This is a genomic window from Tepidiforma thermophila, assembly GCF_002563855.1.
Taxonomy (GTDB): Bacteria; Chloroflexota; Dehalococcoidia; order Tepidiformales; family Tepidiformaceae; genus Tepidiforma; species Tepidiforma thermophila.
On the sequence record NZ_PDJQ01000001.1, the window covers coordinates 1,770,486 to 1,782,410 of the forward strand.

Annotated in this window: 13 protein-coding genes; 6 read left to right on the plus strand and 7 right to left on the minus strand. The window is 68.2% G+C overall.

All coding sequences use genetic code 11. From position 1 onward, the window contains the following. Window positions 1–3: 3 nt before the first annotated feature. Together A9A59_RS08585 and A9A59_RS08590 are read right to left on the minus strand one after the other, a co-directional pair. A complete protein-coding gene (locus A9A59_RS08585) occupies window positions 4–2,361 on the minus strand; it encodes an endonuclease MutS2 (RefSeq protein WP_165772604.1) in 2,358 nt (785 codons plus the stop codon). A 46-nt stretch (window positions 2,362–2,407) separates the two neighbouring features. Then, window positions 2,408–3,334, minus strand: coding sequence for a TIGR03564 family F420-dependent LLM class oxidoreductase (locus A9A59_RS08590; protein WP_098503880.1), 927 nt, complete (start codon window positions 3,332–3,334; stop codon window positions 2,408–2,410). An 81-nt stretch (window positions 3,335–3,415) separates the two neighbouring features. Between A9A59_RS08590 and A9A59_RS08595 the strand changes: the two genes are divergently transcribed. The 3 genes from A9A59_RS08595 to A9A59_RS08605 are packed head-to-tail and all read left to right on the plus strand — an operon-like array spanning window position 3,416 to window position 4,761. Beyond that, the gene (locus tag A9A59_RS08595) at window positions 3,416–4,201 is read left to right on the plus strand and encodes an alpha/beta fold hydrolase (protein WP_165772605.1); all 786 of its coding nucleotides are present in this window, start codon (window positions 3,416–3,418) and stop codon (window positions 4,199–4,201) included. A 51-nt stretch (window positions 4,202–4,252) separates the two neighbouring features. Next, window positions 4,253–4,513, plus strand: a complete 261-nt coding sequence (locus A9A59_RS08600; protein ID WP_098503881.1) for a hypothetical protein — start codon at window positions 4,253–4,255, stop codon at window positions 4,511–4,513. Window positions 4,514–4,542: 29 nt separating this feature from the next. Continuing rightward, window positions 4,543–4,761, plus strand: coding sequence for an FmdB family zinc ribbon protein (locus A9A59_RS08605; RefSeq protein ID WP_098503882.1), 219 nt, complete (start codon window positions 4,543–4,545; stop codon window positions 4,759–4,761). On the opposite strand, the gene A9A59_RS08610 is transcribed toward A9A59_RS08605, so the two are convergent. Then, a complete protein-coding gene (locus tag A9A59_RS08610; RefSeq protein ID WP_165772606.1) occupies window positions 4,750–5,454 on the minus strand; it encodes a TIGR01906 family membrane protein in 705 nt (234 codons plus the stop codon). The two genes, A9A59_RS08605 and A9A59_RS08610, sit on opposite strands and share 12 nt — an antisense overlap. 56 nt (window positions 5,455–5,510) lie before the next feature. Then, window positions 5,511–6,704 carry an LLM class flavin-dependent oxidoreductase gene (locus A9A59_RS08615; protein WP_098503884.1) on the minus strand — a complete coding sequence of 398 codons (1,194 nt, stop codon included), beginning with the start codon at window positions 6,702–6,704 and terminating at the stop codon, window positions 5,511–5,513. 490 nt (window positions 6,705–7,194) lie between these two features. On the opposite strand from A9A59_RS08615, the gene A9A59_RS08620 reads away from it, so the two are divergent. From A9A59_RS08620 to A9A59_RS14110, 3 genes are read left to right on the plus strand one after another with little or no spacing between them, the layout of a single operon-like run. After that, entirely contained in the window at window positions 7,195–7,944 is a 750-nt protein-coding gene (locus tag A9A59_RS08620; RefSeq protein ID WP_165772607.1) for a murein hydrolase activator EnvC family protein, read from the plus strand. 41 nt (window positions 7,945–7,985) lie between these two features. Next, on the plus strand, window positions 7,986–8,630 hold the full coding sequence (locus tag A9A59_RS08630) for a ribonuclease FAU-1 family protein (RefSeq protein WP_098503886.1): 645 nt from the start codon (window positions 7,986–7,988) through the stop codon (window positions 8,628–8,630). Between the two features lie 31 nt (window positions 8,631–8,661). Beyond that, window positions 8,662–9,003, plus strand: a complete 342-nt coding sequence (locus tag A9A59_RS14110) for an FmdB family zinc ribbon protein (protein WP_165772608.1) — start codon at window positions 8,662–8,664, stop codon at window positions 9,001–9,003. 15 nt (window positions 9,004–9,018) lie between these two features. On the opposite strand, the gene A9A59_RS08640 is transcribed toward A9A59_RS14110, so the two are convergent. From A9A59_RS08640 to A9A59_RS08650, 3 genes are all read right to left on the minus strand, one after another. Next, window positions 9,019–9,894 (minus strand): matrixin family metalloprotease, encoded by an 876-nt coding sequence (locus tag A9A59_RS08640; RefSeq protein ID WP_098503887.1) that lies wholly within the window; start codon window positions 9,892–9,894, stop codon window positions 9,019–9,021. A gap of 120 nt (window positions 9,895–10,014) precedes the next feature. Further along, the gene (locus A9A59_RS08645) at window positions 10,015–10,503 is read right to left on the minus strand and encodes a hypothetical protein (protein ID WP_133117572.1); all 489 of its coding nucleotides are present in this window, start codon (window positions 10,501–10,503) and stop codon (window positions 10,015–10,017) included. Between the two features lie 189 nt (window positions 10,504–10,692). Then, on the minus strand, window positions 10,693–11,802 hold the full coding sequence (locus tag A9A59_RS08650; protein WP_098503889.1) for an acyl-CoA dehydrogenase family protein: 1,110 nt from the start codon (window positions 11,800–11,802) through the stop codon (window positions 10,693–10,695). Between the last annotated feature and the right edge of the window lie 123 nt (window positions 11,803–11,925).

The following is an 11,925-nucleotide window of genomic DNA, read 5'->3' on the forward strand; positions in this document are numbered from 1 at the left end:
CCGCTAGCCTGCAAGCAGGGCGATGGTGACGCCATCGCCGCCTTCCGCTGCCGGCGCCGATTCGTAACTCCGGACGAGCGGGTGCCTCGCCAGGGCCTCGCGAATTGCCGCCCGAAGGGCGCCGGTGCCTTTCCCGTGGATGATTCGCACGAACGGCAACCCCGCGCGGTACGCCGCGTCGAGGTAGCTCTCGAACCGCTCCAGCGCGGCTTCGGCCCGCTGCCCGCGCAGGTCGAGCTCATGGCTGACCTGGGGACCCGCAGGAACAACCACCCTCCCGCCGGCCGGGTTCGGCTTCTCGATCCGGTCAATCCGGTCGATACTCACCTTCATCCGCAGGCTGCCGAACTGCACCTCGAGCCGGCCATCCTCCCCGGGTGCGGTCAGTGCCTCGCCGAGCTGCGGGATGTCCCGCACGTGAACCAGGTCGCCGGGCTCGACCTCCCGGGTGATGACGGGTGAGGCAGCGGCGGCCCGCCGCACCACGGCCGCGCGCGCCAGCTGCTCCCGTTCGCGCTCGGCCTGCCGAAGGGCCTCCTGGGCAGCCACCGGGTCGAACTGGCGCTCCGCTGCGCGCCTCCGCAGCTGCTCGAGCTCCCGCCGCATCCGGGCGAGGGTGTCGTCAGCCTCGCGTTTCGCTTCGGCGATGACCGCGGCGCGTTCGTGTTCAATTGCTTCACGCTCCAGTGCGAGTTCCCGGCGGAGCCGCTCGGCCTCCTCGCGCGCGGCCTGGGCTGCGGCCCGGGCTGCCTCGGCCTCGCGCCGCTGGGTGCGGATTTCGGCGAGCAGCCCCTCCAGCTCGAAGTGGCCGGGCGCCAGTTGCTGTGAGGCCCGGTCGACCACCCGGGCATCGAGTCCAAGCCGCCGGGCGATGGCCAGGGCGTTCGACTGCCCCGGCAGGCCGACCACCAGGTGGTAGGTTGGGCTGAGCGTCTCGAGGTCGAATTCCACTGAGGCGTTCTCAAGCCGCGGGTCGCTGTGCGCGAAGACTTTCAGCTCGCCGTGATGGGTTGTTGCGACGAGGGTGGTCTCGCGGTCGAGCAGTTCCTCGATGACTGCCCGGGCGATGGCCGCTCCTTCGGCCGGGTCGGTCCCTGCGCCGAGTTCGTCGAGCAGCACGAGGGTATCGCGGTCGGCATCCCCGAGAATGTCGATGATGTTCCGCAGATGCGAGGAGAAGGTAGAGAGGCTCTGCTCGATCGACTGTTCGTCGCCGATGTCCGCGTAAATGCGCGGGTAGAACCGGACCCGGCTGCCGTCGTCGCACGGCACGCCCATACCTGCCTGCGCCATCAACGTGAGCAGGCCGATGGTCTTGAGGGCGACGGTCTTCCCTCCTGTGTTGGGGCCGGTGATGAGGATCCCTTGCGGCGACTCACCGACTGCCACATCGATCGGGACCACATTGCCGCGCAGCAGGGGATGGCGGGCGCGGCGGAGCTGCGTCGACCCTCCCGGGCCGAACCATTGGTCAACCTCGCCGGCCGGCGGGAGGGCCGCGCCCATCTTCCGCGCGAGGCGCGCTCTTGCATGGACCAGGTCGAGGTCTCCGAGTGACTCAACCGAGCGAAGGGCTTCCTCAGCCCGCGCGCCGAGCAGGTCGGTCAGCCGCTGCAGAACCCGGCGAACCTCCCGCTCCTCTGCCAGCCGGAGTTCCCGGACGGCGTTACCCGCCTCCACCACCGAGAGCGGTTCGATGAACAGCGTAGCGCCGCTCGACGAGACGTCGTGAACAATCCCGGGGACGGCGGAGCGGCTGTCGGACCGTACCGGGATGACCTTCCGGCCGTTCCGCTCGGTGAGGAGGCCCTCCTGGGCGGCACCCTTGCGCAGGGCATCAGCGAGCGCAGCCTGCGCCCGCTGTTCGAGGCGGGCTTCGGCTGCCCGGAGCTCGCGCCGTACGAGCGCCAGCTGGTCACTGGCTGCGTCGGTCACTTCGCCCCGCGGCGAGATAGCGCTCACGACCTCCTCGGCGAAGCTGCGGAAATCGCCGATGCGGTCCCCAATCGCGGCGAGCGTTGGCACGCGGTCGCGCACCTTCTCCAGGACGAGCCGGGCGCGGCGCGCGGTCGTGAGTACTTGCGCACACTCCAGGAGGGCGCCTGGTTCCAGCATCTGCCCAATCGCTGCAGCGCGCAGGTGCGGCCGGATGTCCCGCGCACCGGAAAACGGGATGTCGATGCCCTGCTGGTCGAGCAGACGCATCTCCGCCGTCTCCTGGGCCAGCTCGCGCGCCCGCGCCCAGGTCGTTGCCGGGCGTAAGGCGCGAGCCTTCTCGGCGCCGATGCTGAACGCTGCCTCGGCGGCCAGCATGTCAAGGACCCGGTCGAACTCGAGAACGCGCAACGTGTGGTCGTTCATGCAATTCGAGCGTATCGAACGCTGCTGCGGCGCGAAACTCCCTGCCTTAGATGCGCCCCTCGCGCCGGGCCGCTGCGAGGAACTCGATCGTCCGGCGAACGGCGTCCGAGTCCCCGTCGACCGGGAACGGTGAGGCGTTGAAGTCGGTGACTCCGGCATCGGCCAGTTCGCGGAGCCGGGCCTCGACCTCCGCTTCCGAGCCGACAATGGCCACGTCCGCGGGCCCGGCCGCTCCCTCGACATCGAGCACGGCGCGGTAGGACGGCAGCTGCCCGTAGACCGCAAAGATGCGGGCCGCCGACTCACGCGCCCGGTCCGGGTAGTCCGTCACCGCGACCGGGAAACCAGCGACCACCCGGGGCACCGGCCGGCCGGACTCGGCTGCGGCCGTGCGGATTGCCGGGATCGCCGTGTTGCGGAGATAGCTGGCGCCGCCCATCCAGGTCGCGGTGCCGTCGGCGAGCCGCCCCGCTAGCTTCAACATCTGCGGCCCCAGCGCCGCCACGACCACCGATGGGCGGGATACCCCGGGAACCGTAATCTGGGCCTGAACGCGGTACTCCTCGCCGCGGAACTGGACCTGCTTCCCTTCGAGCAGCGGGATGAGGACTGACAGGTATTCCCGCATGTGGCGGACCGGCTTCGAATAATCCATTCCGAACATGCCTTCGATGACCACGCGGTGACTGAGCCCGATCCCAAGGGTAAAGCGGCCTCGAGTTGCCGCCGCCGCCGTCAGCGCCTGCTGCGCCATCGCGACCGGGTGCCGCAGGTATGTCGGGACCACGAATGTCCCGAGTTCGATCCGCGATGTCTCCCTGCCTGCCACAGCAATGGTGGTGATGGCGTCCAGTCCAAAGATGTTCGGAAGCCAGGCAGAATCGAACCCTGCCTCTTCGGCTCGCTGGATCTGTCGGATGACGTCGTCGATGCCCTCGTTGCCGGTGATGCCGATGCCGAGCCCGATCTTCATTGCGTACCTCCTGAATGTGGGGCTGAGCCTACGCATCCCCTCGGCTCCGGTGAAGCGCCGGCTCGCGTTAGACTGCGGTCTGTGCCCTACGCACGCGTGAACGGCGCCCACATCTACTACCGGCAGCACGGCTCCGGGCCAGACCTTGTGTTCATCCACGGGGCAGGCGGCAACCACCTGGCCTGGTGGCAGCAGGTCGCGGCCTTCACTCCCCGCTACCGGGTGACGACGTACGATGCGCGGGGCTGGGGCCTGTCGCGGGGCGACATGGCCGTGGGCCGCACAACCCTCGGGACCGACCTCCTTGCACTGCTGCAGCATCTCGGCATCGAGCGCGCCCACATCGTTGCCCAGTCGATGGGCGGCCGGGCGGTGGCAGGGCTCGCCCGCCTCGCGCCGGAGCGCATCGCTTCGCTCGTGCTGTGCGGGACGACCGCCGGCGCCACGAACGACCGCATCAGGGCGATGCAGCAGGAGCTGCGCGAGGACCGCGGCGGCGCGAGCCTCCGGGAGCAGGCGCTCGCGCCCGGGTTCGAAGCGGAAGAGCCCGCCCTGGCCCTGCTCTACCGGCAGATTAATGCGCTCAATCCGCCGAGGCCCCGTGGACTGCTGGGTCCGCCCCCGCCCGGCTATCGCGGCTCCATGCACGAACTCCTCTCCTCGCTGGGCGTGCCGATCCTCTATGTCGTCGGCGAGCACGACGCCATCACGCCGCCGGAGATGATTCTCGAAGCGGCTTCGCTCGTCAGCGGGGCCCGGGAGCACGTCATCGCTGGGGCCGGGCATTCGTGTTACTTCGAACGCGCCGCCGAGTGGAATGCCGTCGTCGGCGAGTTTCTCGAGGCCGTTCAGCGGGGAAACTGCTGAGTTGCTGAGTGGTTGCCAGTAGGGGAATCCCCCGGTTATCGTCTACTCCCCATGGCATGGCTGATGCGGTTCTACCGGGCGATCGTCGACGCCCTGCTGCGCCGTCAGCGCGATGACGGCTGGGTCGAGCCGTCCAATGCCATCACGCGCGCGGTGCTCGCGGCCCCGTCGTCAATCGCCCTGCCGCCTATCGAGCCGCCAGTACGCCGGCAGCGGCGGACCGCCAGCATCATCGCGCTCAATGCGCGCCAGCAGCCCGTCACCCGAACCGGCCAGCGGACTCGCCGCCGGCGGGCCAACCGCGCCGCCTGAACGGAGCCTCGCGGCGATATACTCTCTGTATGGCGATCTACGAGTTCTACTGCCCGACCTGCCGCGAGAAGTTCGAGCAGCGGCGCCCGATGTCGGCGGTCAACGAGCCGGCGTCCTGCTCGCGCGGCCACCGTGCGGAGCGGGTGCTTTCGATGTTCGCCGCACCGCGCGGCGCCGTCGCAACAGCCGATTCACCCGCCGGGGGGTGCTGCGGAGGGGGCGCGTGCGCCTGCGCGTCAGCGAACTGACCTGCCTTCGCCCCGGGTCCTGGCAAGGTAGCCGGCGCACAGCGCCAGGACGGCCAGCGCCTCTACTGCCATGACGCCGCCCGCAAGGTAGGTCGTCTCCTGCCAAAACGGTTCCGGGAACATCTGGATGAGGCGGTCCGTGTCCGGGTCGAGCCGCCAGAGGTCGTTGCGGAATGCAATCTCGTGGAAGGTGGTCCAGGCCTGGTCGAAACCGGTGAGCGCGAACACCGCAATGCTTCCGACGACGACCGAACCTGCTGCCAGCCCACCGAGCGACAGCTTCGCCAGGCCGCGCACCGACCGCTCGCCCGCCCAGACGACGGCCAGCGCGATGTACCCGAGAACCACGACAAGCGCGACCTCGTTAACTCGGTAGAGCGCGCGCAGCAGCTGCTTGACGTCGCGCATGTGGGCGACTTCGCGGTCGTTGAACAGCGCTTCCTCCACGCCGTTGACGGTCACGACAATCCGCAAGTCGCGCGCGTCGTTCTCGAAGTAATCGATGATGTCGCGGGCTGCCCGGTCGAGTTCAGCCAGTGGCAGTTCGGTGCGCGCGGCCGAGTCGTGCGCCCGGAAGCCGCGCTCGTAGACCGCAACGTCGCTCGCCAGCCATCGCACCGGCGCGGTCACGATCAGCAATGGCAGCGCGGCCGTGTACGCTGCCGCCGCGAGGACCTGGACCGTTCGCACCATGCTCATTTTCCCGGCCCATCATGTGGGCAAGGGGGCGGGCGGGCAACCTTGGCGGGCTAGACGTTGCCGCGCTGCATCCGGTTCAGCATCTCGGCAGGCAGCTGGACGCCGGCGTCGATGAACGCCTTTCCAATTGCTGCGGCGTTGGGGCCGAAGATGGTCGCCCGGTTGTCGGCGACGAACTTCTGGCTCGCGGCAATCCGTTCGTACTGGCCCTGGAACCGGGGAGCCACGTACCGCGCCCAAAGCTCGTAGCTGTGGAGCGTCTTCTCCCACGTCGCCCACTCGTGAGCCAGGCCGAGCAGGCAGCCGAATCCGCCAGAGAGTTCCAGCAGCCGCTCAATGGCTTCGATGGCATCGTCAGGGGTCCCAATGATGGCGCCGCCCCGCGCAACCGTCGATTCGACATCGCCGGGGTTCGAGGGGTCGGCCGGCCGCCCGAGGGTGTTCTCAAAGTACTCCTTGTTCCAGCGCATCATGCCCTCGGCGACATCCGCAAAGGCCTGTTCGCGTCTCTCGGCGAGATGAATAGGCATCACCAGGCGCCAGTCGTCGCGGTTGATGGTCTTCCCGGCCTTTGTCGCTGCCTCCTCAGCCATCTCCCAGGTTTTCGAGAGCGAGATGAGGCCGCCCGGCTGGGATACCGCCACGCTGAGGATGCCGACGCCGTGCTTGCCGGCCGTTACGGGGCCGGCAGGCGAGAAGGTGCTCGCCACCGCCACCGGCATATGCGGATGGGTGTACGGCGCAAGCTGCAGCCGAGCCTCGCGGAGCGTGAACCATTCCGTCTCCATCGTGACCACTTCGCCGCGGAAGAGCCGGAGGATGACGCCGAGCGCCTCGTCCATCCGTGCCCGCTGCGTCATTGGGTCGATGCCGAGCATGTACGCATCGGAGGTCAGCGCGCCCGGGCCAACGCCGAACATCGCCCGGCCGCGCGTCATGTGGTCGAGCTGCACCATCCTATCGGCCAGCATGAACGGGTGGTGGTAGGGCAGCGAGCTGACGCCCGTCCCAAGCTTGATGTGTTTCGTCCGCTGCGCCGAGGCCGCGATCATCAGCTCGGGCGATGCGATCAGTTCCCAGCCGGCGCTATGGTGCTCGCCAAACCACGCCTCGTCGTAGTCGAGCCGGTCGAGGTGGTCGATGAGCTCGAGGTCGCGCTGGAGCGCGACGGTCGGGTTTTCGCCCAGCCGGTGGAACGGTGCAAGGAAGATGCCGAAGCGCATGCGCGCGGGGCGGTAGGTCATGGTGCCGTCTCTCCCTCCCCGGCGGTGCCGGGGTCTTTAGCGTCGGCCGAAATAGTACCCGAACCGGCACCGAAATGCGCGTGCCCGGTGGACGCCCTAAACCACCGAGACGCCGTGCCGCATGTCTGTCGGTCGAGGGCTACCCCGCCGATACCTGAGATGTAGGAATTTCGCGAGATGCCACGGCCGCCGCGGGGCGGCCTGCTCGCAGCACCGAGGAATCGCCATGCCACCAGGGCGCGGGTTTTACGGCAGGGACTACCGGTCCCGGCGAAATGAGCGGCGGCTTGCCCCCTTTTACCTGCTCGCGGCTGTTCCTGTACTCGCGCTGTTCGCGTTCATTGGAATGCAGCTCACCGGCGGCCAGGATGCTCCGCCGGCCGCGGTCCCCGGCGGAGGGAGCCCGACCGCCGGCGGTAGCCCTGCAGCCGGGTCCAGCCCAACCAACACCCCGGCGCCTACCCGCCACCCGTCGTCGCGCGCCGGCGGCATGGGAGAAGGTACCTACCGGCCCGCCGCCAACCCGCCAAAACCCGACATCCGGGAGTATCTGATCGCCGGCGGGAAGCGGTTCGCGCTTCCCCTGACCGCCCATGCGGGCGTGGAGGACTACTTTGGCACCGACCGGGGCAACGGCCTCCGCCACGCCGGGGTCGACTTTTCCCTCGTCGGCCTGAAGAACATCACGGTCCAGTCGGCGTGCGAAGGTGAGGTGGTCTCGACAGGGAGCGATGAGCGGTACGGGACCCACGTTGTGGTCGACTGCGGCGGCGGGTTCACAACGGTCTATGGATGGCTGCAGGGTCTTCGGGTGGCGAAGGGAAACCTGGTCAGCAAGTCGACCGTCATCGGCATCGGTGAACCCGGCGGCTTCCTGCACTTCGAAATCCGCTACCAGGGCCATCCCGTTGACCCGGCCGACTTCGTGCAGATCCCGGGCCGGGAAGTCATCCCGTGGACACCCACGCCCACACCGACCCCAAAGCCAGAGGAGACGCCAACTCCCGAGCCGACGGCCACGAGCACGCCCAGGAGCGCACCTCCTGAGTCGGGAGGCACCCCTGGCGGCGGCCCGTCGGAGCCGACCCCGACAGCGCCCGCGCCCCCGACGGCAACCCCGACGCCGGAGCCGCCGACCCCGACGCCCACCATCACCCCGACGCCGACCCGGACGCCCACACCGACGCGAACGCCAGTGCCGCCAAAGGCCACGCCGACGCCCTTGCCGCGGGCCTACTGAGCCCTGTTCGCTGCAGCCCGGAGCTGGCACGATCGCCGAACGTGAACCGATTCGAGCCGGGAGCCGTCGTCGCACTCCGGTATATCACCCGCGCTGACAGCACCGTTGGCATGAGCTGGCCGGCACGGGTCGTCGCCGATACTGACGCGCTGGTGGCGCTCTGGATTCCTGCCGGCGCTGAATATCGAGCCTGGCACCGGCCGCCGGGCGAGCCCCGCCGGCTCGTCCCCACGCGCTGGCGGCGGGAGACGCTGCGGCTGATGTTCCCCGGGGCTGCCCATTCCGTCTGGTGCTCCTGGGAAGACCCCGGCCGCCGGTTCCGGATGTACTACGTCAACTTCGAAGAGCCGTTCCGGCGGACGGCGATCGGGTTCGACACCAACGACCATGCGCTTGACATCGTCGTTTGGCCGGACTTCCGCTGGGAGTGGAAAGACCTCGATGAGTTCGAGGCACTCGTTGCATCGGGTGTCTTCACACCTGACTTCGCCCGGGCGGTTCGCGCCGAGGCGGGCGGGGTCATCACGGCGATTGAGCGGCGGGCAGCCCCGTTTGATGGCGGTTGGGTCGGCTGGCAGCCGCCCGCGGAGTGGACTGTTCCCGAACTCCCGGCCGGGTGGGACACCGTGCCGCCGGCGCCATGGGAGCGCAGGCTGTGGGCCTACCGGCCCGACCGAGGCCGTTGACGGACCAGCTGCCGGGGCGGACGATCGGGCCATGGCACTCTATGAATACGTCTGCGCGTCGTGCGGCACCCGGACCGAGAAGCGGATGCCGATGTCCGAAGTTCTCCAGTTCATCCCCTGCCCGAAGTGCGGCAGGCAGGCGGCGAAGGCGTTCGGGCGGTTCGTTCTCGTAGGCCTTGCACAACCGGGCGTCGAGGACGGCCCGGCCCCCTGGGAAGACGGCGGGAACGGGGAGCGAGCCGAAGGGCATTCCCACGAGTGGGGCGGTCACACTCACTCGCACGGGCACAGCCACGGGCACAGCCACGGTCACAGCCACGGACCGGGTGGCCATTCACACTCGCACAGCTGGGATGACGTCGACCTCGATTGACCGAGCCCTCGCCGGTCAGTCGCGGCCCACGCTGGGGAGCACGGCCCGGAACGGTCCGACTGCTCCGCTCCCTTCGGGCGGCGGACCCGGGTAGGCCGCAGCCATTGCTGCTTTGTCGTCCTCTTTCAGCACATTCCGCTGCTCACGCGCCCTGAGCGACGGGTACATCACCGCCTGTCGCTCAGCATCGGTGCAGCTGCTGCTGCCGGTGCAGGGGTGGCCGAGGCCCGCGCCGTGCCCCAGCTCGTGCAGGATCGTCGACGCGAGGTCGAATTGCCCCGGCCCCAGGCTGTCGCTCTGCCCCCAGTCGACGTTCGCGTTGAGCTGAATGTCGAATTCGACGAGATTGCCGTTCGGCCCGCCCGACCAGACCGTGCAGGTGATGCCGAGCGTGCCCGTTGGCAGGGAGGTCACGAAAGTGACCGTGTTCCGCCCGTCGAGCTGGCGGTTGCCCACATCGCATGCCCCAGACCCGCCTGAGGTCGTGCCCGAGTAGGAGAATGCGAATGCCGAGCCAGGGATGTTCGACCACTGGTCCACCGCATTTCGGAGTAAATCCTCCACCGGGATGCCTTGCGGGGCGCCTGTGGGGTTGTACCACACCGCGACCGGCAACGCCGACGACGCCCAGCGATTCGGATTCAGCCTGAACGCCGCTGAGCTGTCCGGTGGAGGTGGCGAAAGGTCGTCATCGCCGGCCCAGGTCAGCACGTGTACCGTCGTGTACAGTCCCGCTGCGGCAGGCGCCGTCCCCGGAATCCCTTCGCGGACCTGGCCGGCGGCAAGGACGACGGCGAGCGTGAAGGCTGCAACAAGCCCCACTGTGAGCGCCGTCGAGCGCATCCGCCTGGGCGGTACCGGGGTCTCGAGGGGCGGAGTCGTCTGCCTCATCGTCAGGAACTATGCGTCACCCGCCCCAGGGCGCGCTACCAGAAAGCGTCAACTCGAGGAAAAGCAGGCGGGACCGGCCTGGGCCGGTCCCGCGCCATTGGCCGTAAGGAGCCGTCGGGCTCAGTTCGTGAAGAGCTCCGCCTTCTGGCAGTCGGCATTGCTGGCAGCAATCTTGCTCAGCCGCTCCTCGGCGCCCTTCGGCGGCTCGGGGAAGGGCGAGTCCTGCTGGAAGATGGCGGCGTTCGCGTCGCCCTTCTTCATGGCGGCGACAGCCTCGTCGAGCGACTTGCTCGCTTCGCTATGCCACTGTTTGAGGTCGGATGGGGGCTTCGCGGTTTTAAACGACTTCGCGAAGCTCTCGAACGGCTCGGCGAGCTTCTTGACAGCTTCCTCCTCGCTCTGGACGTTGGCGAGGCTCGCGAAGAGCTTCGTCAGGTCATCCTGGAACTGGGCGCCGGCCTTGCAGATATCGGCGACGAACTTCTCGTCGGAGCCGGTGCCGCCTCCTCCGCCTCCGTCACTGTCGCCTCCGCACGCGCCGAGCAGCAGCGCCCCGAGGAGGGCGGGCACAAGGATGAACCCGGCCCGTAGGTGGACAAATCTCTTCAAACTCGTGTCTCCTTTCGATGAGGCCATGCCCCGGGGTCATGCTGTTCCCGCAGCAGCCTACGAGCAAATGTTCGGCCGCATCCGCGCGCGCTGAAGACCGGATTGCGGCAGGACCGCTGATTTCCGGACAAACAGTGCGGGGACCCGTTGCTGGGTCCCCGCACTCACATGCTGTACCGAAGCAGTGACTCAGATCTCCAGCATCTGGGCGACGCGCTCGCGGTGGTAGTCACCATCGCCCCAGAAGAGTTCCGCGCGCTTCTGGCGGCGGAAATACAGCTGGATGATGTAGTCCTTGGTGAAGCCGATGCCGCCGTGAATCTGCTGGCCGTGGGCGACCACCCGCCGGCTGGCATCGCTGCACCAGGCCTTGGCCATGGCGGTGTCCATGTCCTGCGAATCTTCGTTTTCGCTGGTCGCCCAGGCTGCCTTGTACATGATGAACCGCATGCCGTCGACGTCGGTCACCATGTCTGCGGCCTTGTGCTGAATGGCCTGGAACGAGCCGATCGGGCGGCCGAACTGGACGCGCTCCTTCGCGTAGTTGACCGAGATCTCGAAGTCGCGCTGGGCGAGGCCCACCAGATACGCGCACTCGAGGCAGGTCGCCATGTTGCGGAGCCGCGACGCTGTCTTGTCGTCCATGTCGATGACGTCAGCGGCCGGCACCTTCACATCCTTGAAGACCACTTCGCACTGCTTGTCGCTGGCGATGGTCTTGAGGACGGTGATGCTGATGCCCTCTGCCGTGCGTGGGACGATGAACGTGCTGAGCCGGCCGTCCGGCTTCCAGGCAACGACGTGCAGGTAGTCAGCGACGTGCGCATCGGGAACGAACAACTTGGTGCCGTTGAGCACGTACTCGCTTCCGCTCTGCGTGGCCTTCATCTCGACGCCTTCGCGGTCCCAGCGGCCGGAGGGCTCGGTGATCGCGTAGGTGTGGATCGCGGTCCCGTTTGCGATGTTGGGGAGGTACTTCTTCTTCTGCTCGTCGGTCCCGGCGAGGATCAGTTCAGCCGCGCAGACCTGGTTCGGGATGAACGGCCCGGGCACGAGCGCCCGCCCAAACTCCTCGACGAGGATGCAGAGGTCGAGGAAGGAGAACCCGGCGCCGCCGTACTCCTCCGGGATCATCAGGCCGTGCCAGCCGAGCTCCGCCATTTTCTTCCAGAGCTCAGGGCTGTAGCCCTTTTCGTCCTCTTCCATTGCGCGGACGTGCTCTTCCGGGCACTCCTTCTCGAGGAACTCACGGGCGGAGTTCTTCAGCAGTTCCTGTTCTTCGCTGAGGCCAAGGTCCATTCGTTCTGCGTCCCTTTCGATGTGTCGTGACCGCGCCCCGCGCGGTCCGCCGAACCCGGTTCGGCCCGGTGTCCTTGTTGCGGCCGGATTGTAACAGGAACGTTCGCCCCGCGCGAACGGCCT

Coding starts and splice junctions, on each gene's coding strand:
- A9A59_RS08585 (WP_165772604.1), bottom strand. CDS start 2,361: ATGAACGACCACACGTTGCGCGTTCTCGAGTTCGACCGGGTCCTTGAC.
- A9A59_RS08590 (WP_098503880.1), bottom strand. CDS start 3,334: ATGAAGATCGGGCTCGGCATCGGCATCACCGGCAACGAGGGCATCGAC.
- A9A59_RS08600 (WP_098503881.1), top strand. CDS start 4,253: ATGGCATGGCTGATGCGGTTCTACCGGGCGATCGTCGACGCCCTGCTG.
- A9A59_RS08605 (WP_098503882.1), top strand. CDS start 4,543: ATGGCGATCTACGAGTTCTACTGCCCGACCTGCCGCGAGAAGTTCGAG.
- A9A59_RS08610 (WP_165772606.1), bottom strand. CDS start 5,454: ATGGTGCGAACGGTCCAGGTCCTCGCGGCGGCAGCGTACACGGCCGCG.
- A9A59_RS08615 (WP_098503884.1), bottom strand. CDS start 6,704: ATGACCTACCGCCCCGCGCGCATGCGCTTCGGCATCTTCCTTGCACCG.
- A9A59_RS08620 (WP_165772607.1), top strand. CDS start 7,195: ATGGGAGAAGGTACCTACCGGCCCGCCGCCAACCCGCCAAAACCCGAC.
- A9A59_RS14110 (WP_165772608.1), top strand. CDS start 8,662: ATGGCACTCTATGAATACGTCTGCGCGTCGTGCGGCACCCGGACCGAG.
- A9A59_RS08640 (WP_098503887.1), bottom strand. CDS start 9,894: ATGAGGCAGACGACTCCGCCCCTCGAGACCCCGGTACCGCCCAGGCGG.
- A9A59_RS08650 (WP_098503889.1), bottom strand. CDS start 11,802: ATGGACCTTGGCCTCAGCGAAGAACAGGAACTGCTGAAGAACTCCGCC.